The following is a 20973-nucleotide window of genomic DNA, read 5'->3' as shown; positions in this document are numbered from 1 at the left end:
GCGATCCGTCGGCGAACCGGGCAGGCCGGCATTTTCCTTGCATTTTGGCGCTCCGGCGCGTAGGGGCCGCCGGTCTGGAAAGCCCTTGCGCTGAAAGGACGCTGCGGAAGGCATCCGGCCCCCGTGGCAGTACGGCCCTTTTGGCCCGCCGCCCGCATGGTGCGGACGCGCGGAGGAAAGACCGGCGGATTCAACCGCCTGGCCGGAAATACGTGAACAGGAAAGACCTTTAATGGCTAGTTCTGCCAATCCGACTCGCGACGATTTCGCGAAAATGCTCGACGACCAGCTCGGCGGCGTCGCCGACGACGGCTTTGAAGGCCGCGTGGTCAAGGGCACCATCACCGCCATCGAAAACGACAAGGCCGTCATCGACGTTGGCCTCAAGAGCGAAGGCCGCGTGCCGCTGCGCGAATTCGCGCGCGGTGAAGGCGAGCATGGCCTGAAGGTCGGTGACGAAGTCGAAGTCTATGTCGACCGCGTCGAGAACGCCGACGGCGAAGCGATGCTGTCGCGCGACCGCGCCCGCCGCGAAGCCGCGTGGGACAAGCTCGAAAACGAATTCGGTGAAGGCAAGCGCGTCGAAGGCGTGATCTTCGGCCGCGTTAAGGGCGGCTTCACCGTCGACCTCGACGGCGCCGTTGCCTTCCTCCCTGGCTCGCAGGTCGACATCCGCCCCGTGCGCGACGTCACCCCGCTGATGGACGTGCCGCAGCCCTTCCAGATCCTGAAGATGGACCGTCGCCGCGGCAATATCGTCGTGTCGCGTCGCGCCGTCCTCGAAGAAACGCGCGCCGAACAGCGCAGCGAGCTGATCGACAAGCTGAGCGAAGGCCAGGTTATCGAAGGCGTCGTCAAGAACATCACCGACTACGGTGCGTTCGTTGACCTCGGCGGCATCGACGGCCTGCTCCATGTCACCGACATGAGCTACAAGCGCGTCAACCACCCGAGCGAAGTGATCGCCATCGGCGACACCGTGAAGGTGCAGATCATCCGCATCAACCAGGACACCCAGCGCATCAGCCTCGGCATGAAGCAGCTGGAAAGCGATCCGTGGGAAGGCGCAGCCGTCAAGTACCCCGTGGGCGCCAAGCTCACCGGCACCGTCACGAACATCACCGAATACGGTGCCTTCGTGGAACTGGAAGCCGGCATCGAGGGCCTTGTCCACGTTTCGGAAATGTCCTGGACCAAGAAGAACGTCCACCCCGGCAAGATCGTCTCGACCTCGCAGGAAGTCGAAGTGGTCGTTCTCGAAGTCGATTCGGACAAGCGCCGCATCTCGCTCGGCCTCAAGCAGGCTCAGCAGAACCCCTGGGAAGCCTTCGCCGAGAAGCACCCCGTCGGTTCGCAGGTTGAAGGCGAAGTCAAGAACGCCACTGAATTCGGCCTGTTCATCGGTCTCGACGGCGACGTCGACGGCATGGTCCACATGTCGGACATCGCCTGGGGCATCTCGGGCGAAGACGCGCTGGCTCTGCACCGCAAGGGCGAGCAGGTTTCGGCCGTTGTTCTCGACGTCGATGTCGAGAAGGAACGCATTAGCCTCGGCATGAAGCAGCTTGAGCGTGGCGCTCCGGCCGCTGGCGGCGTTGCCGCAACCGGCGGCAGCTCGCTGCGTCGTAGCGAAGTCGTCACCGTCACCGTTCTCGAAGTTCGCGACGGCGGCCTGGAAGTCCAGGCTGGCGACGATGGCGCCACCGGCTTCATCAAGCGTTCGGACCTCGGCCGCGACCGCGACGAGCAGCGCCCCGACCGCTTCCAGGTCGGCCAGAAGCTCGACGCCATGGTTACCGGCTTCGATCGTTCGAAGAAGCCGAACTTCTCGGTCAAGGCCCGCCAGCTGGCCGAAGAGAAGGAAGCCGTGGAACAGTACGGTTCGTCGGACTCGGGCGCTTCGCTCGGCGACATCCTCGGCGAAGCCCTCAAGAACCGTTCGTAAGAACGCTTCCGGGCTTCACCGCAAGGTGAACCATCAAAGGCCCGTCCGGAGCAATCCGGGCGGGCTTTTGCTTTTCCGGCGGTCGCCATCGCGCGCACCCTTTGCTTCCAGGCTCTTTCGCGCACCGCTCCGAAGGCTTACATCGCCCGGCAAGGAGACGCCCGATGCTCGAAGTTCACCAGTTCCCCTGCCTCAGCGACAATTACGGCTATCTGCTGCACGATCCCGTCAGCGGGGAAACCGCCTGCATCGATACGCCCGATGCCGATGAGTACCTCCGCCAGGCCGGGCACAAGGGCTGGCAGATCACGCAGATCTGGAACACGCACTGGCATCCCGACCACGCCGGCGGCAATGCGGCGATCAAGGCCTGCACCAATTGCACGATCACCGCTCCGCTGGACGATGCCGGGAAGATCGAGGGCGTCGACCGGACCGTGTCTCAGGGAGAGGTCGTCATGCTGGGCAACTGGAAGGCCCATGTCATCGACGTAGGCGGCCATACCATGGGCCATTGCGCCTACTACCTACCCGAGGCGCAGATCGCTTTCGTCGGCGATTCGGTCTTTGCGCTGGGCTGCGGGCGCATGTTCGAAGGTCAGCCCGCGCAGTTCTGGGCGAGCCTCCAGCGCATCAAGGCGCTGCCGGTCGACACGATGCTCTACTGTGCCCACGAATATACCGCGGCGAATGCCCGCTTCGCGCTCCATGCCGATCCGGACAATGCCGAGTTGGCCGCTTATGCCGAAGACATCGCGCGTGCGCGCGCTGCGGGCCTGCCCACGGTCCCCACCAAGCTCGGCCGCGAGCTGCTGACGAACCCGTTCCTGCGCGCGGACGACCCCGCTATCCAGGCGCGGTGGGCGCCGGAGGGCGAGGCCGGGGATGCCGTGGCGACCTTTGCCGCTCTGCGCGAGGCCAAGAACACTTTCTAGCGGCTGTTTTGCGGAGGCAGGGATTTCCCCTGCCCCGCATAGTGCTATTCGTAGACGATCCGCAGTTTCGCGGCGGCTTCTGCAGCGATCCGCCGCGCTTCATCGGTGTCGCTTGCCAGCGCCAGGGCGACACCCATGCGGCGATAGGGACGCGTCGTGGGCTTGGCGAAGACCCGCAGGTCCACCTCGCCGCCCGGCGTCGCCAGGACATCCGCCAGCCCTTCGTAGGCGAAAACCTCGGCCTCGCGGTCGGCCAGGATCACGGCCGAGGCGCTCGGACCGCGAAGGGTGACTTCGGGGACCGGAAGGCCCAGGATGGCCCGCGCATGCAGATCGAACTCCGAAAGGTTTTGCGAGATCAGCGTGACCATGCCGGTGTCGTGTGGGCGCGGCGAGAGTTCGGAGAAGATCACGTCTTCGCCTTTCACGAAGAACTCCACGCCGAAGATGCCGTAGCCGCCAAGATCGTCCACGACCTTGCGCGCCATGTCCTGTGCCGCGGCGATCGCCGCGGGCGCCATGGGCGTCGGCTGCCAGGATTCCTGGTAGTCGCCGCGTTCCTGCCGGTGGCCGATCGGCGGGCAGAACGACACGCCCTCGCGGCTGCGCACGGTCAGCAGGGTGATTTCGTAATCGAAATCGACGAACTCCTCGACGATCACCCGGGCCCGGTCGCCGCGCATGTTGGCGACGGCATAGTCCCAGGCCTTCTCCAGATCGGCCGCATCGCGCACGGTGCTCTGGCCCTTGCCCGAAGAGGACATGACCGGCTTGATCACGCAAGGCAGCCCCGTGTGCTCGGCGCCGGACAAGACTTCGCCCAGGTTCTCGGCATAGCGATAGCGCGAGGTGCGCAATCCGAGTTCGGTCGCGGCCACTTCGCGGATGCGGTCGCGGTTCATGGTCATCTGCGTCGCCCGCGCCGATGGCACCACGCAGAAGCCTTCCGCCTCCACTTCCGCCAGCACTTCGGTGCGGATGGCTTCGACTTCGGGCACGATGAAGTCCGGCCGGTGCTTCTCGATGGCGGCGCGCAGCCGCTCCCCGTCAAGCATCGAGAAGACTTCGAAAGCATCGGCCACCTGCATCGCCGGCGCACCCTCGTAAGCATCGCAGGCCACGACCTCGCAGCCGAGCCGCTTGGCCGAGATCACGAATTCGCGCCCCAATTCGCCCGAACCGAGCAGCAGGATCTTCGCGGTGAATGGCATGGCGGCCGGTCCTTTCGTTTGGCTTTGCGCCCTAGAGCAGCGTCCCGGAGAGAATCGCAAGAGCGATGGTGAAATAGATCACCAGCCCCGTGACATCGACCAGCGTCGCGACGAACGGTGCGGAGGCGCTGGCCGGATCGAAACCGAGCCTTTGCAACAGGAACGGCAGCATGGATCCAGCCAGGGAGCCGAAAGTGACGATCCCCACCAGCCCCGCCGAAACGGTCGTGGCGATCAGCATCCAGTGGCTGCCGTAATCGTAGAAACCGAGGGCCTGCCAGGCCGCGATCCGGGCGAAGCCGACCGCGCCGAGGATCGCGCCCAGCACCAGCCCTGCAGGGAGTTCGCGCAAGGCGACGCGCCACCAGTCGCGCAGGCGGACCTGCCCCATGGCGAGCGCCCGGATGATAAGCGACGTCGCCTGGCTGCCGCTGTTACCGCCCGAACTCATGATGAGCGGAATGAACAGCGTGAGCACGACCGCGCGCGCCAGTTCGTCCTCGAAATGCTGCATCGCGCTGGCCGTGAGCATTTCCGAAAGGAACAGCACACTGAGCCACCCTGCCCGCTTGCGGATCATCTCGAAGAACCCGGTCTCCAGATAGGCCCGGTCCAGCGCCTCGACGCCGCCGAATTTCTGCACATCCTCGGTATGTTCGGCGACGAGTGCGTCAAGCACGTCGTCCACGGTGACGATGCCCAGAGGTCGTCCGGCATCGTCGACCACCGGCAGCGCCAGCAGGTCATGACGGCGGATCAGATCGGCCACGACCTCGCGGTCGGTGTCGGGCGTGACGGTGACCGGCTCGCGGTCGCGGGCAAGGTCGATCGCGGGCGAATCAGGCGCCGCGGCGATCAGGCGGCGCAGCGAGATCGTGGCTTCGAGGCGGCCGGCCTCGTCCATGAGGAACACCGAGTAGACGGTCTCGCGGCTGCGTTCGACCGTGCGGATGAGATCGAGCACATCGGCCACGCTGGCCGAAGCCCGCGCCGCGACGAACTCCGTCGTCATCATGCCGCCTGCGCTGTCCTCGGGCCATGCCAGGAGGCTGCGCAGCGACGAGCGCACTTCCGGGGCCAGTGCCGCCAGGATCTGTGCGGCCACGCCCTCGTCCATCTCGGCCAGGACGTCCGCCGCGCGGTCCTCGGCCATTTGCGCCACCAGATGAACCGCACGCGGCAGCGGCAGCAAGGCCAGAGCTTCGGCAGCGCCGGTGAATTCGGGGCGGTCGAGCGTCGCCACGGCGCGCACGTCGGCCATGCGGCCAAGCTTGGCGGCGGCCGCCTCGGGCGGCAGCGCCTGAAGCATCTCGACGATATCGGCAATATAGAGCCCGCGCTTGGCGGGACGGGCACCGGCAGTCACGCCGGCGAGGAGGTCGTTCACCATCATCACACCTTTCGTCCGCACGACCCGGGCGAACGACGGCCAGCGAGAACTAGCGGACGACCTCCGGGCGTGCGGTCCTACTGGAACTGTCGCTTGACATGTCCTCGCTTCCTGAAACACCGCAGCAACACTGGCTGCGCGGTCGTCGCTCTGATCCCAAATGCGCGGGGCGTCAACTGCCGATCGGCGCTATGCCGCCCCTAACGTGACCGCAATCGGGACACAAAAAAGCCCCCGCGCAGCGCGCGGAGGCTTTTTTGTTCGATAGCGAACCGGCGGTATCAGATACCGGCGATCGCCTGGTCGACCAGCGCCTTGTCGGCATCGACCGAGTGGTTGGCGCGGATCAGCCCGCTGGCGGCAGCCGCCGCAGCAGCAGCAGCCTGCTGGCGCAGTTCGGTAACGGCCGCGCGTTCGACGGCGCCGATCTTGTCCTGCGCCATCTTTTCGCGGCGGGCGATCACGTCCGTCGTGTCGGCCTGGGCCTTGGCGACGATCGTTTCCGCCTCATGACGGGCATGCTCGAGCAGAGCCGCGGCGTCCTTTTCGGCACCGGCGATCTTGTCGGCATATTCCTTGCGCAGGGCTTCCGCCTCGGCGCGAAGGGTCTTGGCCTCTTCGAGCTGCGCCTTGATCTCGGCGATCTTGCCGTCGAGACCGCCCGAAATCATCTTGGGCAGGCCCTTCCAGACCATGATCGCCAGGAGCACCAGCATCGAGGCGCTGACGACCGCGACCGGCGGGGCGACGCCCAGCAGCAGCGGTTCGGCATGATGCTCGACGCCCTCGTGGGTCTCGGCACCCTGGGTTCCGGCCATCTCGGCAGCCTCGTGCGAGGTGCCTTCGGCAACGACGGTGTCCGTGGTGGACAGCTGCGTGTTGTCAGCCATGGACCAGGTTCTCCTTCACGGCGGAACGAACCGCGCCATCGTCGAGAGTCAGGCCGGCGATGCGGCTGACGATCTCGCGCGTGGCGTCGGCGGCGACGTCCTCGATCTCCGCGGCAGCCGAACGGCGAGCCTGGGAAATGCGGGTTTCGGCTTCGGCGAGCGTGGCGTCGATTGCAACCTGTGCGGTCGCGAGACGCTCCGTCGTGACGGCAGCAGCCTTGGCGCGGGCTTCCGCGATAAGGGTCTGCGCCTCGGCGCGGTTGGCGTTCTCACGCGTGCGCCAGGCTTCCTCCTCCGCATCGGCCTGAGCGCGAGCGCGTTCGGCGGCGGCGAGGTCGTCGGCAATCTGCTTGTCGCGCTGCGCAACCGTATCCATGACCTTGGGAACCATTCCCCGTCCGACGACGAAGAACGTGAAGCCGAAGAAGATCAGCATCCAGAAGATCTGGCTGGAATAGGTCGCGGCTAGCTGTGCGATCTGAGGCATGGGTCAGCCCTGTCTCGAAGTGGCCGGTAGAATTCTTGCGTCCTCTCCGGCCGCCGTACCAAAGGGTTCGGGCAGCCGGAGGGGATCAGTGCGCGCGATCAGGCGAAGATCAGCAGCGCGGCAACGACGAACGACAGCAGGCCGAGAAGTTCGGCGCCGGCGAAGCCGATGAAGAGGCGGCCCTGCTGGGCGTCCGCGGCACCCGGATTGCGCAGTGCGCCTTCGAGGAACTTGGCGAAAACGCTACCCACGCCGATCGAGGCGAGGCCGCAACCGATAGCAGCGAGACCGGCACCAAGCAGCTTTGCAGCTTCTGCGTCCATTTCAAAAACTCCCTTTGGAAAACTCGAGTGAGACTGAAAATCAGTGAAGGTTCTCTGCGTCGTTCAGATAGACGCAAGTGAGAAGAGCGAAAACGTAGGCCTGGATGCCGGCGACGAGCAGCTCGAGAGCGCAGATGCCGACCATCAGGATGAAGCTGGGCAGCCCGGCGATGGCGAAGAGGCCGATGCCGGCATTGCCCGAGCTGATGACGAAGCTCGAAAGAACCTCAAGAAGGACGTGGCCGGCCATCATCGCAACGAAGAGACGCAGGCCGAGGCTGAACGGGCGCACCAGGAAGGAGATCAGTTCCACGCAGAAGATCAGCGGGATCATGATGACCGGAGTGCCGTGCGGCACGAACAGCGAGAAGAAGTGCAGCTTGTGCTTCGCGAAACCGACGATCAGGACGATTGCGAAGGAAAGCACCGCGAGAACGCCCGTGGCCGAGAAGTGGCTGGTGAACGTGAAGGCATGGAGGCCGATCACGCCCAGCGGCAGCAGGCCGAGGAAGTTCGCGAAAAGAATGAACATGAAGAGCGAGAAGATGTACGGAACGTACTTCTTGCCGCCGGGGCCGACGTTGGCAGCCAGCATGCCGTCGATGAAGCCGGTGAAGCTTTCGACTGCCATCTGCCAGCGGCCGGGGACGAGCTGGCGCTTCATGCCGCCAGCGACGAAGAACGCCAGCGTCACAGCGGCGATCGCCATCCACAGCGTGCTGTTGGTGAAGGCGATGTTGTAACCGGCGATGCTCCAGCCTTCCGAGCCGAACAACGGCTGGATGCTGAACTGGTGCATCGGATCGACCTTCGCTTCGGCTGCCACGCGAATATCCCTGTCGCCAATGAACGACAGCGCCCTTACTCACCCCCCTTGGGTCAATCCGGGCGCCGGTTCGAATTCCTGATAATATTCCTGAAGGCGACGAATATTCCTGCGAACATCATCACCATCAGACCCCAGGGCGATGTTCCGGCGAAGTGATCGATCACCCAACCAAGGAACAGACCACCGGCAACCCCGCCGAGCAAGTCGGCCAGGACGCGGTTTCCGGCACGATAGGCATCGTCCGTTTCCGCACCCGCGACCGGCTTTTGACGCTTCACCTCGCGCTCACGAAGGGCTTTCAGCCGATCGTCCAGCGTATCGAGGCGCGCATCTTCGCCAACAGGTTCCCGTGCGGACGGCTCGTCGTTCATGTCAGGTTCCTCCTCCAGGAAAGGATGACGCGTTCAACGGCTGCCCGCCGAGGGCGCCGACCCCTTAGGGTGGGGCTATTCCCGAGTCAACCATGGCGGGACGCGCACGGCAACAGTTGTTCACACGGATACCCGTATGCCCAAGTGCCGAACAGGGCTGGAAAATGGGGCTGGGCCGGCAATACCGCAAGGACGATACCGAAGAAATTCCTCGCAAAAACCACAGCCGCGTCCCGCCCCGGTCAAGCGGCGCGGCGACTTGTCGGTTCAGCGTCGCAGCGCCGTCGTGAAAGAGACACGCGAAAAAGGGCGGCTGGATGTCCAACCGCCCTGTCGGGTTCTGCTTTTGGGCCTTCGGCCATGCTCGCTTTCGCCTGGCGCCATTCGGAGGCTGCGCAGGCGCCGCCGATCACGGGCAGCGGGCGTCGCGCTCGGGCGCTCCGGTGCCGCGGGTTTTCCACGATCCGTCGGGCGCCTGGTACTTCTCACCAGGCTGGGTCTGCGAGATCAGACGGCACGCGGTGGCGAAGGCATATTCCTCGATGGTGCTCTTGCCGGCGGCCTTTTCCGTGTAGATGGCGCGGCGCTTGTTGTTCAGGTCGCGTACCATCGCCTGGACCGCGGCGGACTGGCCGCCGATGACGCCCAGATAGCCGTCCTTCTGCTCACCGACCTGGCCCGCAGAGCGCGCCGCCGCATATGCGGGATCGCGGCCTTCCTGTGCCAGCGCCATGCTGCCGCCGCCAAGAGCCAGGGCCATTGCGCCGATCAGGCCGACGGGTCTGCTGAAAACGGTCTTGCTCATCAGAATACGCCTTCGTTTTCCTTGATCGTGTTCTCCGCATCCTGGGAGAGACGATAGATCACTTCCTGCCTGATGTTGATGTTGAGCTCTATCACGATCGGCTTGTCGGGCGCCGTCACGTTGACGCAGCCGGCAAGGGCCGATCCCAGGCCCGTCATCATCATCACGGCGCATGCGGCGCGCCGGCCGGGCCGGGAAGCAAGCTGCTGCGCGAAATATCGTACCGGACTCATCATCGCCGGGCTTGTCGCAGCCGGAGTGCTTCCGGTCAATTCCAGGGCCTTCATGGATTATTCTCGCTGACTGGAGGCTGAATGGTGGCTGGCGCGGGATGAATCGAGTTCGGGTCGTTCGAGAGCTGGCCCTGCGCCGGAAGCTGGTTGGGGATCCCCAGGGTGCGTGGATCGGTCAGGTAGGTCGGATCGTAGAGCGAGCGCATCGAGCCGAAGAGGCTGAAGAACGGCGCCTTGATCTTGACGATGAACCGGATCGGCAGCTTCGCCACCTGCCGCGTGAGGAAATTCTTGTCTGCGGACGAGCCCTGGCTGAGCCCGTCGAAAGCGATGCGCGTCAGGATGTCACCCGAGATCGAGCCGTTCAGACCGATCTCCATGTGCTTGTAGTCGACCGACTTGAGCGCGCCGAAGGCGAAGTTGCCCATGGCCGACAGGTCCTTGTAGGTCAGCGCGCCGAGATAGCTGACATTGCCGCCCGGATCCCGCGAGGCCAGGTAGCCGTCGACGATGCGGCCGCCCTGCTCGTCGAAGACGATCGGCACTTCGCCGTCGAAGACGCCGGTGGCGTTGATATTCGTCAGTTCGAGATGCTGCACGAACGTCGCGGCGTCGAGGCCGCGGACGTTGAGCTTGTAGTGCCGCGTCTCGGAGGCACCGATTCGCATCGTCGCCGGATCGAGCGTGAGCGTGCCCGACATGAAAGGCCACTTCGCGCCGTTGATCCGCAGCAGATAGCCCGGCTCCATCTGGAAGCCGACGACACCGTCATTGACTTCGATGCCCGGGTTGACCGAGGCGATCCTGAGCTGCTGGTCCGGCGCGGTGACGAAACCGAGCAGGTCGGTGAAGACCACGTCGCCGCTGAGGCCCTTCACCGGGCCGAAGGCGGCGGCGAAGTCCAGGCCGTCCGAGGAGAACCGACCAGTGCTGGTGACGCCGCGCTCGTTCCAGTCGATCCGACCCGTGCCATGAAGCGAACCGCGCAAGTCCGAAACGATGCCGAGCAGCAGTGGAGAGAGCGCTTCGGCCTGAAGGTCCTTGTCGAAAGTGATGCCAGCCACGCTCAGATCGGCATGGCCGCTGGTCTTGCCGAGGTCGTGGACAATGTCGGCGCGAACCACCTCGCGGTCGCTGCTGGGCTCACGCATGACGGCCTGCGCGGTGATGACATTGTTTTCCAGCCGCAGGCTGCCGTCACGGGCGATCAGCGGCTGGAAGCGCGGCACCGCCTGCCGGTCCACCAGAGTGAAGCGTGCCTGGTCGATCGTGAGGATACCCCCGGCATAGCGCCAGTTGCCCGCGGTCTGCCGCAGATCGAGCGGGACGGCCGCGAGCCCGATGTCCGCTTCGTCGAAGGTGCCGCCGATATCCTTGCCCACTTGCGCATCGAGGCGGGCGAGCTTGAAACGCGACGGCGCATCTGCAGGACCGAGAGCGACATCGATGGCCTTGGCGGTCAGCGCGCCGGGCCGACCCGCCAGCTGCGCATAGCCCAGCGGCCCGCTGGCGATCCGGATCGGCGTCTGGCCGAGCCGGCCCGACACGTCGAGATTCGGGACGCCCAGCGCAATGTCGAGCCCGCTGCCCCGGCTGCGCAGGATCGCGCCGCCGGGTGCGGGGCAGACTTGCAGGCTGCGCCGCTCCAGCGTCAGGTTCGCAAAGGCAAGGCTGTCGAAACCGATTTTCGTGCAGGCGTTCCAGACCGCCAGCGCGCCGTCGGCGCCCCAGCGCCCGTCGACCGGCAGGACGAGACCTTTCGCGGCGCCGCCCGGCAGGGCGCCGGAGAGCCGCGCCTCGCCGGCAAAGCGCATGGCGCCGTCGGGCGATTGAGTGAGCGCGAGGTGCGGCACGGCCAGGCGCGAATCGCCGGCGGCATATTCGGGCATGGCCACCTGCAGCGCGAGGCGTCCGCGCGCATCGCTTTCCATGCGCCCGGAGATCTGCGGCAGGCCCTGCCCGCCGCTCGCGAAATTGCCGGTCACGACCGGGCGGCGGCCGCTGTCGGTCTCGGCGCCGAACTGCGCCTGCACGCGCGAGAGCGTCAGCAGCGAGGCGCCGCTGGTGCCGTGCAGGTTGCCGCGCGGCACCACCAGGGTCAGGCCATCCTGCCCGCGGCGCAGCACCAGGTTGGCGGAGAGCGTGCTGGCGCGGGTTTCCCGTGCCAGGGCGGTGCGGAATTGCCGGGCCAGCGGCGCGGCCAGCGTGCCCTCCCCGGACTGGACTGCCTTGGCGAGCAGCGAATCGACCGATTCGCCGATCGCCAGCCGCTTGCCGCCAACGTCGCCCTCCAGATCGAAGCGGGCGAGGCCGTGGCTGGAACGCATCCGGCCATCGAAGCCCAGCTCCCCGATTCGGGCCTGCGCAGTGGCGACATCGCGCGCGGCGGCCTTGAAATTCGCGTTGAGCGCCTCGCCCCGATACGTGAAGCGGCCCGATCCGGTGAGCGCGGCGAGGCGATTTCCCGCCATCCGCAGGGCGCCGCCTTCAAGGCCGAGGCGGCCCTCCCCACCGTCCAGCCGCCGGTCGAGCACGACATCGAGCTGCATCCCGCTGGCGGCGAGTTGCAAGTCGCGCGCGCGGCAGGTCACGCTGCCGGTTCGCAGCGGCCCCTTGAAGCGCGGACGCTCGCCGGAGATGGACAGCTTGCCGTAAAGCGTGGCGCGCCCGGTCTCGCAGCCCTCGACCGCGAGGCGGGGGGACACCACCGCCAATTCGCCGCCGAAACCGCCGCGCAGTCCGCCCGCGCCGGTCAATTTCGCGGCCAGGCGGCCATAATCGCTTTCGATCAGCGCGCGCCCGTCCACCACGGCCACGTCGAGGTCGGGCAAAGGGTGGTCCTTGTCACCGCCGCCGCTTGCCAGCGCCTTGTCGAGCGCGCCCAGGCTCAGCTTGCCCTGATGGAGCGCACCGAACAGACGCGGGCGAACGACGGTGATCCGGCCGATGCCCGGCCAGCCCCAGGTCAGCCGGGTGGCGACGCGCAGTTCCTCGATCGTGAGGTCCGGATGCTTCGGATCGCCGATCACGAGATTGCGAATCACCTGCTCCGAGGGGCCAATGCGAACGATCCGGTAAGTGGCCGGCAGGCCGAGCTTGTGCAGCTGGTCGGCAATGATGTCGTCGGCGATGTCCTTGCGCCAGGCCCAGGCGCCCGCAAGTCCTGCCCCCACCACGGCCAGCATGCCCAGCGCCGCCACGCGCCGCCCGAGGCGACGGGCCGGCTGCGGCAAATCCGCCGGTACGGTAGGTTGATCCTGCTGCTGCGACATCCGGTCCATCACTTGCGCTTGCCTTCCGGGAAAGGCAATTGTCTGTACGCGTTATGCCCGAGCAAGACCGTCTCTTCGATGAACCTGTAGCCCCGGCGGGCTGCGATTCCGCGTCCGTCGTCGCGGCGGTCGGCCCCGATGCCGGGAACGATCCCAGCGGTCACCGCGCAAGGCTGAGGAAGCGGTTGGTCGAAGGCGGGGCGGAAGCTTTGGGCGATCACGAGGTGATAGAACTCCTGCTGATGCAGGCCGTTCCCCGCCGCGACATGAAGCCTCTGGCCCGCAGCCTGATCCATCGCTTCGGCTCGCTCGCGGCCGTGCTTCAGGCCGATCCGCGCACGTTGGGCGGCCATCCGGGCATGGGCGAGGCGACCGTAGCCGCGCTGCGCGTGGTGACCGTGGCGGCCACGCGCCTCGCGCGGCAGACAGTGCGCGAGAAGCCGGTGATCGGCTCGTGGCAGGCGCTGATCGACTATCTGACGATCGACATGGCGCACCTGACGCTGGAACGCGTTCGCGTGCTTTATCTCAATGCCAAGAACATGCTGATCCTCGACGACCTGGTGGGCGACGGCTCGATCGACGAAGCGGCGATTCACCCCCGCGAAGTGATTCGCCGCGCGCTGGACATCGGCGCCACCGCCCTCATCCTCGTGCATAATCATCCCTCGGGTTCCCCCCAGCCCAGCCGCGCGGACATCGAAGTCACCAACCGCATCGCCGAAGCCGGAAGGCTGCTGGGGGTCTCGGTGCACGATCATGTCATCATCGGCCGCGAAGGCCATGTCAGCCTGCGCGCCAAGGGCCTGATCTGAAATGTGCGTCGCCGCCGTCGCCTGGCAGGCCCACCCGGACTGGCCGCTCGTGGTCGCCGGCAATCGCGACGAATTCCACGCACGCCCCTCGGCGCCGCTTTCGCCCTGGCAGGACGGCAGCGGAATCCTGGCCGGTGCCGACTTGCTGGGCGGCGGGACATGGCTGGGCGTGACGCCATCGGCGCGCATGGTGCTCGTCACCAATTACCGCGTGCCGGAAGGCTCGGTTCCGGGCCGTCCTTCGCGCGGCAAGCTCGTCACCGACCTGCTGGAAGGCCGTGAGCCGGAACCCGTCGAGACGATGAATCCGTTCAATCTCGTCGAAGTGAACGGCACCAGCGCCCGGTTCCTGACCAATTATCCGCAGCGCGAATCGCGGCCTCTCGCCCCCGGTATCCATGGTCTCTCCAATGGCGGCTTCGACCGGCCCTGGCCCAAGACGCTGCAAGTGGCGCAGGCGGTTTCCGCATGGCTGGCAAACGGGCAAGCCGATCCGTCCCCCCTGCTCGGCGCCTTGCAGGCGGAAACCCCGGGCATGGCCCCCGGCCATGTCGAAAACGGCCCCGAGCCGCGCTTCGCCCCGGTTTTCATCCGCGATCCGCTCTACGGCACCCGCTGCTCCACGGTCATCGCCGTGAACCGCACCGGCGCCGGCATGATCGTGGAGCGCAGCTTCCACCCGGACGGTTCGGCCTCGGGCGAAGTCCGTATCGATTTCGACTGGTCGCCGGTGCTCTCGCAAGGCCCGAACTAGGCAAGGGCCCCGGGCAATCCCGCGCCCGCTCTTCGCGAGCGCCGGGCCTGCGGATCTTCGCCGCATCATGGACTTACCGGCGCCTTTTGCATAAGTTGGGCCGGTCTCCGGCGGTTCGGCGATCGATTGCGACAGGGATTATCCAACCGCATGACGCTTCAAGGTTCGGTTCTGCTGCGCGCCCTGCCCTTCTGCGCGGCGCTGCTGGCGAGCGGCTGCAACACGATGGCACCCCCCGTGGCGCAAGTGGCTTGCACGGCCACGCAGCAGCCCCGCGTCGCCCTGTCCGCCGATGGACGGAGCGCCACCACCACGCTCTCGGTGCTCACTTTCAATATCGAAGGGCTGTCCTGGCCCGCGCGCAGCGGGCGCAAGCCTTCGCTTGAGGAGATCGGCAGGCATCTGGCCAGAATGCGCGCCGCCGGCACCGCGCCCGACGTGGTGCTGTTCCAGGAGATGTTCAGCGACGCCGCCAAGCGCGCAGTGGCCTCTGCCGGCTATCCCGCGCTCGATTCCGGCCCGCGCCGGACCACCCGCGCACGCGGTTCCACCAAGGAACGGCTGCCCGGCAATTCCAGCCTCAAGCGCGGCGAGATCGGCATCCACGTCTTCGGCAGCGGCCTTGCCATCGCCTCGCGCTACGCGATCGTCGATACCAAGCGCCGGGCCTATGGCCGCAAGTCCTGCGCCGGGTTCGACTGCTTGTCGAACAAGGGCATCGCGCTCGCAAGGATCGACGTGCCGGGCGTGCCCACCCTGATCGACGTCTACGACACGCACATGAATTCGCGCGGCGCTTCCGGCGCGCCCGCTGCCCGCAACCTGGCCGCGCACGACCGGCAGGCCCTGGAAGCCTCGGAATTCATCGACCGCACCCATGACGATGCGACGCCGGTGATCTTCGGCGGCGACTTCAACATGCGCCACTCCGAGCCGCGCTGGGAGAATTTCTCACGCTATCAGTCGCTGAACCTCGTGCACCGCACCTGCTCGCACCCTGGCTCGGGCTGCGACGTGCAGATGTCGTGGGACGGGGACGAACCCTGGATGGATACGCAGGACCTGCAGTTCTACTGGAACGGACAAGCCGTGGAGATCCGGCCCATCCGGGTGCAGGCCCTGTTCGACGGGCGTCCGGACAGCCCGCAGCTGTCCGACCATGACGGCTTCCTCGTCACTTACGAACTGCGCTGGAAGGCTTCCGAGACCCGCGCGCCGGGCTGCCGGACGATCCCCGGCGCGCTGGCTCCGAATCCCCGATAGGACCTTCGCGCCAGCTCTTCTTCAGGGTGCCGGCGAGGACAGGATCTCCAGCAGCCTGGCCCCGAACACGTCCGGCGCTTCCACCTGCGGAGAATGCCCGTAGTCGGGGAATTCGACGATCCGCGCCGAAGGCATGGCCGCCGCCGCTTGTGCCGCGATCTGCGGGATGGGCTTCAGCTTGGCCTTGATCTCGGCCGGGGCCTGACCCTTGCCGAAGACCGTCGTGTCGCGCATGCCGATCATCAGCGTCACGGGAACGCCGAGACGGCCGAACTCGTGGCTCACCGGCTGGGTCAGGATCATCTCGGAGGTCTTGGCCTGCGCCAGTTCCGCCGCATCCTGGTCCGGCGTGGCATATTGCCCCGCCAGCATCTTCACCCAGCGATCGTAGCGCGGGTTCCAGTCGCCATGATAATAAGTGTCGAGCTGATACTGGCGCATTTCGGCATAGCCCTTGGCGCGCTCGCTGGCCAAGAGCTTGTCCAGCGGTGCGTAAGGCACGCCTTCCGTCATGCGGTCGACAAGGCCCAGCGGATTGACCAGCACCAGCCGCTCCACCGCCTGCGGGTACATCAGGGCAAAGCGCATCCCCAGCATGCCGCCGGTCGAGTGCCCCAGCACGATGGCCTTTTCCAGGCCCACTTTCTCCATGAGCCGGTGCGTGGTGTTCGCCATCATCGCGAAACTGTATTGCGCGGAGGCCGGCTTGGAGGACTTGCAGAAACCGAGCTGGTCGGGGATCAGCACCCGGTACCCCGCGGCCAGCAGCGTTCGCGCGGTGTCTTCCCAGGTCGCGCCGCAGAAATTCTTGCCGTGCAGGAGGACCACGGCGTGGCCGTTGGGCTTGTCGGGCTGCACGTCCATATAGGCCATGGCGGCTTCTTCGGCGCCCAGATTCAGCTCCATGGTCTCGACTTTCCAGGGATAGGGAAAGCGTTCGAGATTGGCGCCGAATTCCTCCAGCTTGATGTCCTGAGTGCTCAGGACCGGCGCGGCCAGCGCCGAGGGCACGGCTTTCGGGTCGGCGGCGTCCTGGGCATGGCTCGCGCCGATGCCGGCGCCGAAGAAACAGGCAGCGGCAAGAATCGTCGAGAGCGCGCGAGGCATCGCTGGTCCTTTCGTGATCGACAGGGTGCCGCATGAAACCGATGCGACCATAGCGCCTGACGGATCGGATGGCTCCTGAGAAATCGGAAAACCGTGGTTCTACAATCGCTCCGCCGCCAAACTTATCGTCTCCGGGATGCCGCTTCGCCTTGCCGGCTTTCGATTCGTGCAAGCGGCGGTACCGTGCGCAGTATTGCCTCCCCGGTTCCCGCAACGCCCCGAATTCCGCCAGCTTCGCCGTCCGGCCCGGCGGATTCTTTCGGCCTTTCCCGGCCGCGCACCCTTGCCTTTGTCGCAAGCCCGCCGTAGCGGCACCGCCATGAGGCCGGGTCAGCGCCGGGTCGAGTCAGGTCACTCAAGGAGTCGAACATGGTCCCCCGTTACGCCCGCCCCGCAATGACCGCGATCTGGGAACCCGAAGCCCGCTATCGCATCTGGTTCGAGATCGAGGCCCACGCCGCCGTGAAAATGGGCGAGATGGGCACCGTGCCGGAAAGCGCCGGCAAGGCGCTGTGGGACTGGTGGGCCACCAATCCCGTGATCGACGTTGCCGCCATCGACGCCATCGAGGCCGTGACCAAGCACGACGTCATCGCCTTCCTCGACTGGGTTGCCCAGCAGGTTGGCCCTGAAGCCCGCTTCATGCACCAGGGCATGACCAGCTCCGACGTGCTCGACACCACGCTGAACGTGCAGCTGGTCAAGGCTGCCGACATCCTGCTGGCGGACCTCGACGCCCTGCTCGCCGCGATCAAGCGCCGCGCCGAAGAGCACAAGTATACCCCCACCATCGGCCGCAGCCACGGCATCCACGCCGAGCCGGTGACGTTCGGCCTCAAGATGGCCGAAGCCTATGCCGAATTCGCGCGCTGCAAGACGCGCCTGATCGCCGCCCGCGAGGAAGTCGCCACTTGCGCGATCTCGGGCGCCGTCGGTACGTTCGCCAATGTCGATCCCGCCGTCGAAGACTATGTTGCCGATAAGCTCGGCCTCGCGGTCGAGCCGGTCTCCACCCAGGTCATCCCGCGCGACCGCCACGCCATGTTCTTCGCGGTGCTGGGCGTGATCGCCAGCTCGATCGAACGCCTTTCCATCGAAGTGCGCCACCTTCAGCGCACCGAAGTTCTGGAAGCCGAGGAATACTTCTCGCCCGGCCAGAAGGGCTCGTCGGCCATGCCGCACAAGCGCAACCCGGTGCTGACCGAGAACCTCACCGGCCTGTCCCGCGTCGTGCGTTCGGCCGTGGTTCCGGCCATGGAAAACGTGGCGCTCTGGCACGAGCGCGACATTTCGCACTCTTCGGTCGAGCGCTTCATCGGCCCCGACGCGACGATCACCCTCGACTTCGCACTGGCGCGCCTCACCGGCGTGATCGACAAGCTGCTCGTCTATCCCGAGCGCATGCAGAAGAACCTCGACCGCATGGGCGGCCTCGTCCACTCGCAGCGCGTGCTTCTCGCCCTTACCCAGGCCGGCCTCAGCCGCGACCAGTCGTACCGCCTGGTGCAGCGCAACGCGATGAAGGTGTGGGAATCGGACGGCCAGCTCTCGCTGCTCGAACTGCTCAAGGCCGATGACGAAGTCACCGCCGCGCTTCCGGTCGAAGTGATCGAGGACAAGTTCAACCTCGACTATCACTTCAAGCACGTAGACACGATCTTCGCGCGCGTTTTCGGGAACTAAGCTTCCAGCCGACACTTCCCATGCCTCGCAATCGCGCTTAGCATCCAGCGCGATTGCGAAAGGTCTTGGTGCACGAATTGCCGGAGGGAACATGAACATAGTCCGCACGGTGCTGTGGATCGCGATCACCGCGATCCTGGTCGCTTTCATCGCCATGAACTGGACCAGGGTGCCGGTGAACTTCTGGCCGCTGGACGATGCCAACTACGTCCATTTCGAATGGCCGGTCGGCGTTGTCGCACTCGTCTTCTTCGTGCTGGGGATGGCCCCCGTCTGGCTGTACCTGCGCGCCGTGCGCTGGCGCCTCCAGCGCCGCATCGCCAGCCTCGAAAACTCCCTTCGGGCCAACAGCGTGCCTTCCACGGTTCCGGCCGTCCCGGAATCGGCACAGGGCGCGCATCTTTTCACGCCCGAGCCCACCTCACCTTCCAAATCCTCTCCGGAACTCTGAGATCATGAACAGCAATCCCGTCTACCTCGCCCTCGACCTGCCCCGCCTCGACGCCGCCGAGGCGCTGGCGCGAAAGGTCGCCGGGCATATCGGCGGGATCAAGCTGGGTCTCGAATTCTTCTGTGCGCACGGTCATCATGGCGTTCACGAGCTGCACAAGCTCGGCCTGCCGATCTTCCTCGACCTCAAGCTGCATGACATCCCCAACACCGTGGCCGGCGCCATGCAGGCGATCCACGTCCTGGAGCCTTCCATCGTCACCATCCACGCCGCCGGCGGCCGTGCCATGATGGAAGACGCCAAGGCCGCCGCGGGCGAGAACTGCAAGGTCGTGGCCGTCACCGTACTGACCAGCCTGGACGGCGGCGACCTCAATGCCATCGGCGTGAACGCGGAACCGCACGAGCAGGCGCTTCGCCTGGCGGACCTGGCCCATTCGGCAGGGCTCGACGGCATCGTCTGCTCGGGCCATGAAGTGGGCGCGGTCCACCAGCAGTGGAAGGACGGCTTCTTCGTCGTCCCCGGCCTTCGTCCCGACGATGGGCGCAACGGCGACCAGAAGCGCATCATGACCCCGCGGGCGGCGCGCGATGCGGGCGCCAGCGTGCTCGTCATCGGCCGACCGATCAGCCGCGCCGAAGATCCCCTCGCCGCCGCGATCGCGATCGAAGCGACGCTCTGATGCAGGAACGGTGCGGCCCGTCGTATGCCGCACCGCACCTGACCCAGCCGGACATCGACAAGAACTGACTTGGCCCGTCAGCCCGCTTCTGCGGAAGTACGGAAAGACAAGGCCGTGTCCGTTGCACACCGGGATCGCAAGCCACCGGCGCAGCGGCACACCTCCTGCTCAAAACCTTTTACGGCGCAAAATGCACGGTTCAGCGCCGGGCAACCTCCCTCCCTCCAGATCGTTGAACCGATCAATTGGACGGAGAGTGCGACCTCATGAAATCCCTGAACCTGCTTGCCGTAACGACTGCCGCGCTGGCCTCGGCCGTGGCTGTGCCCGCCATGGCCCAGGACACGGGCCTGGTGCCTACCATTGCCGCGGGCCATACCCTGCTGACCGTCAACGCACAGGGTTCCTCCACCCGCACGCCCGACATGGCCGGCTTCTCGGCCGGGGTGACCACGCAAGGCGCCACGGCCAGCGAGGCGCTCAATGGCAATTCCACGCGGATGAACCAGGTCATCGCCTCGCTGAAGCGCGCGGGCGTGGCGGACAAGGACATCCAGACCAGCAATCTCAGCGTCAATCCGGTCTACGCCCAGCCCAAGCGCCAGCCCGACGGCAGCTATGTCGACGTCCCGCGCGAGATCGTCGGCTATGAGGCCAGCAACACCGTGGGCGTCCGCCAGCGCAAGCTCGACGACATGGGCAAAGTGATCGATGCGCTCGTCAAGGCCGGCGCCAACCAGGTCAACGGCCCCAACTTCTCGCTGTCGCAGCCCGATGCCGCGCAGAACGAGGCGCGCGTCGCGGCCATCAAGGAAGCCCGTGCCCGCGCCGAACTCTATGCCGGTGCTGCGGGCATGCATGTCACCCGCATCGTCTCGATCAGCGAGAGCGGCGGCTATTCGCCCGCCCCGGTGATGTACCGCGCAAAGGCGGCGATGGACTCGCTGGCCTCCGCGCCCCCCGTCGCAGCCGGAGAGCTGGAAACCAACGTCAACGTCACCGTACAGTTCGAACTGGCGCCCTGATTCGCAGAGGCGCCTGCCCGGCTCAGTTGAGCATCATGTCCTGCGACTGGATGTTGTAGCCGGTCAGCGCCACCTGGCCTTCGTCACTCTTGCGATAGACGAACTGTTCGACGCCCGACCCGCGTTCGAACTGCGTCTCGTACGTCAGGGTGACGAAGGTGCCGCCAGTGGTGGCATTGGCGTTCCAGCCCACCTGCTTGGTCCCCTTCACTTTGCCGAGCTTGCGCTGCACGGCTTCCAGCGCCTTGGCGAGCTGGTCGTGCTCCGGACCCTTGCGCAGCGCCGGATCGGCCTGACGCCAGATCGGCTGCAGGTTTCCGGCGTCCATCGCCTGGTGGAATTTCGCCACTTCGGCTTCGGCGTCCTTGAACGACTCCTTCACGCCGCAGCCCGCCAGCATTGCGGCGGCGATAAATGGCACTAGATAGCGGCCGACCCGTCTCGACATTTGGCGGTTCATCCTGTCCCCCTTGGTTCCGGGACGCAATCTAGGCCGGAAAAA

At 66.1% G+C, this 20973-nt stretch carries 21 protein-coding genes; 9 read left to right on the top strand and 12 right to left on the bottom strand.

Annotated features, from left to right (window positions below):
- Nucleotides 1-232: 232 nt before the first annotated feature.
- Complete coding sequence (rpsA, locus tag EDF57_RS19235) at nucleotides 233-1945, top strand: 30S ribosomal protein S1 (protein WP_132263657.1); 1713 nt, start codon at nucleotides 233-235, stop codon at nucleotides 1943-1945.
- A 164-nt stretch (nucleotides 1946-2109) separates the two neighbouring features.
- Nucleotides 2110-2880 carry a hydroxyacylglutathione hydrolase gene (gloB, locus tag EDF57_RS19230; RefSeq protein WP_134095386.1) on the top strand — a complete coding sequence of 257 codons (771 nt, stop codon included), beginning with the start codon at nucleotides 2110-2112 and terminating at the stop codon, nucleotides 2878-2880.
- A 44-nt stretch (nucleotides 2881-2924) separates the two neighbouring features.
- On the opposite strand, the gene purT is transcribed toward gloB, so the two are convergent.
- The 10 genes from purT to EDF57_RS19180 all read right to left on the bottom strand — a co-directional run bounded on the left by purT (nucleotide 2925) and on the right by EDF57_RS19180 (nucleotide 12700).
- On the bottom strand, nucleotides 2925-4091 hold the full coding sequence (purT, locus tag EDF57_RS19225; protein WP_134095385.1) for a formate-dependent phosphoribosylglycinamide formyltransferase: 1167 nt from the start codon (nucleotides 4089-4091) through the stop codon (nucleotides 2925-2927).
- 31 nt (nucleotides 4092-4122) lie between these two features.
- A complete protein-coding gene (gene mgtE / locus EDF57_RS19220; RefSeq protein ID WP_134095384.1) occupies nucleotides 4123-5481 on the bottom strand; it encodes a magnesium transporter in 1359 nt (452 codons plus the stop codon).
- Nucleotides 5482-5762: 281 nt separating this feature from the next.
- On the bottom strand, nucleotides 5763-6371 hold the full coding sequence (locus EDF57_RS19215; RefSeq protein ID WP_207912823.1) for a hypothetical protein: 609 nt from the start codon (nucleotides 6369-6371) through the stop codon (nucleotides 5763-5765).
- The gene (locus EDF57_RS19210) at nucleotides 6364-6858 is read right to left on the bottom strand and encodes an ATPase (protein WP_132263664.1); all 495 of its coding nucleotides are present in this window, start codon (nucleotides 6856-6858) and stop codon (nucleotides 6364-6366) included. Before EDF57_RS19210 ends, EDF57_RS19215 begins: the two co-directional genes overlap by 8 nt.
- A 98-nt stretch (nucleotides 6859-6956) precedes the next feature.
- Entirely contained in the window at nucleotides 6957-7181 is a 225-nt protein-coding gene (locus EDF57_RS19205; RefSeq protein WP_007013775.1) for a F0F1 ATP synthase subunit C, read from the bottom strand.
- 40 nt (nucleotides 7182-7221) lie between these two features.
- Complete coding sequence (locus EDF57_RS19200) at nucleotides 7222-8007, bottom strand: F0F1 ATP synthase subunit A (protein WP_021233351.1); 786 nt, start codon at nucleotides 8005-8007, stop codon at nucleotides 7222-7224.
- Between the two features lie 53 nt (nucleotides 8008-8060).
- A complete protein-coding gene (locus EDF57_RS19195) occupies nucleotides 8061-8381 on the bottom strand; it encodes an AtpZ/AtpI family protein (RefSeq protein ID WP_134095383.1) in 321 nt (106 codons plus the stop codon).
- A 409-nt stretch (nucleotides 8382-8790) separates the two neighbouring features.
- Entirely contained in the window at nucleotides 8791-9186 is a 396-nt protein-coding gene (locus tag EDF57_RS19190; RefSeq protein ID WP_134095382.1) for a YdbL family protein, read from the bottom strand.
- A complete protein-coding gene (locus EDF57_RS19185; protein ID WP_134095381.1) occupies nucleotides 9186-9473 on the bottom strand; it encodes a YnbE family lipoprotein in 288 nt (95 codons plus the stop codon). Before EDF57_RS19185 ends, EDF57_RS19190 begins: the two co-directional genes overlap by 1 nt.
- Nucleotides 9470-12700: a YdbH domain-containing protein gene (locus EDF57_RS19180; protein WP_243841146.1), complete on the bottom strand. Its 3231-nt coding sequence runs from the start codon at nucleotides 12698-12700 to the stop codon at nucleotides 9470-9472. The genes EDF57_RS19185 and EDF57_RS19180 overlap by 4 nt, the downstream gene beginning before the upstream one ends.
- Before the next feature lie 44 nt (nucleotides 12701-12744).
- Between EDF57_RS19180 and radC the strand changes: the two genes are divergently transcribed.
- From radC to EDF57_RS19165, 3 genes are all read left to right on the top strand, one after another.
- Entirely contained in the window at nucleotides 12745-13506 is a 762-nt protein-coding gene (radC, locus tag EDF57_RS19175) for a DNA repair protein RadC (RefSeq protein WP_134095380.1), read from the top strand.
- A gap of 1 nt (nucleotide 13507) precedes the next feature.
- Nucleotides 13508-14260 carry an NRDE family protein gene (locus tag EDF57_RS19170; protein WP_134095379.1) on the top strand — a complete coding sequence of 251 codons (753 nt, stop codon included), beginning with the start codon at nucleotides 13508-13510 and terminating at the stop codon, nucleotides 14258-14260.
- 150 nt (nucleotides 14261-14410) lie between these two features.
- A complete protein-coding gene (locus EDF57_RS19165) occupies nucleotides 14411-15523 on the top strand; it encodes an endonuclease/exonuclease/phosphatase family protein (protein ID WP_134095378.1) in 1113 nt (370 codons plus the stop codon).
- Nucleotides 15524-15544: 21 nt separating this feature from the next.
- On the opposite strand, the gene EDF57_RS19160 is transcribed toward EDF57_RS19165, so the two are convergent.
- Nucleotides 15545-16630 carry an alpha/beta hydrolase gene (locus tag EDF57_RS19160; protein WP_166675318.1) on the bottom strand — a complete coding sequence of 362 codons (1086 nt, stop codon included), beginning with the start codon at nucleotides 16628-16630 and terminating at the stop codon, nucleotides 15545-15547.
- 369 nt (nucleotides 16631-16999) lie between these two features.
- Here EDF57_RS19160 and purB point away from each other — a divergent pair, with 369 nt between their 5' ends.
- The 4 genes from purB (at nucleotide 17000) to EDF57_RS19140 (ending at nucleotide 20471) form a co-directional block, all read left to right on the top strand.
- Nucleotides 17000-18313, top strand: coding sequence for an adenylosuccinate lyase (purB, locus tag EDF57_RS19155; protein ID WP_134095376.1), 1314 nt, complete (start codon nucleotides 17000-17002; stop codon nucleotides 18311-18313).
- Nucleotides 18314-18404: 91 nt separating this feature from the next.
- A complete protein-coding gene (locus tag EDF57_RS19150; RefSeq protein ID WP_134095375.1) occupies nucleotides 18405-18764 on the top strand; it encodes a LapA family protein in 360 nt (119 codons plus the stop codon).
- Between the two features lie 4 nt (nucleotides 18765-18768).
- Nucleotides 18769-19446, top strand: coding sequence for an orotidine-5'-phosphate decarboxylase (gene pyrF, locus EDF57_RS19145; protein WP_132263693.1), 678 nt, complete (start codon nucleotides 18769-18771; stop codon nucleotides 19444-19446).
- Nucleotides 19447-19712: 266 nt separating this feature from the next.
- A complete protein-coding gene (locus EDF57_RS19140; RefSeq protein ID WP_134095374.1) occupies nucleotides 19713-20471 on the top strand; it encodes an SIMPL domain-containing protein in 759 nt (252 codons plus the stop codon).
- A 22-nt stretch (nucleotides 20472-20493) separates the two neighbouring features.
- Here EDF57_RS19140 and EDF57_RS19135 read toward each other — a convergent pair whose 3' ends face one another.
- Nucleotides 20494-20892, bottom strand: coding sequence for a DUF4019 domain-containing protein (locus EDF57_RS19135; RefSeq protein ID WP_243841145.1), 399 nt, complete (start codon nucleotides 20890-20892; stop codon nucleotides 20494-20496).
- Nucleotides 20893-20973 lie beyond the last annotated feature (81 nt).

Source organism: Novosphingobium sp. PhB55 (genome assembly GCF_004368805.1).
GTDB lineage: Bacteria > Pseudomonadota > Alphaproteobacteria > Sphingomonadales > Sphingomonadaceae > Novosphingobium.
The sequence above is the reverse complement of the archived record's forward strand: the minus strand, read 5'-3'. Positions and strand labels throughout refer to the sequence as shown.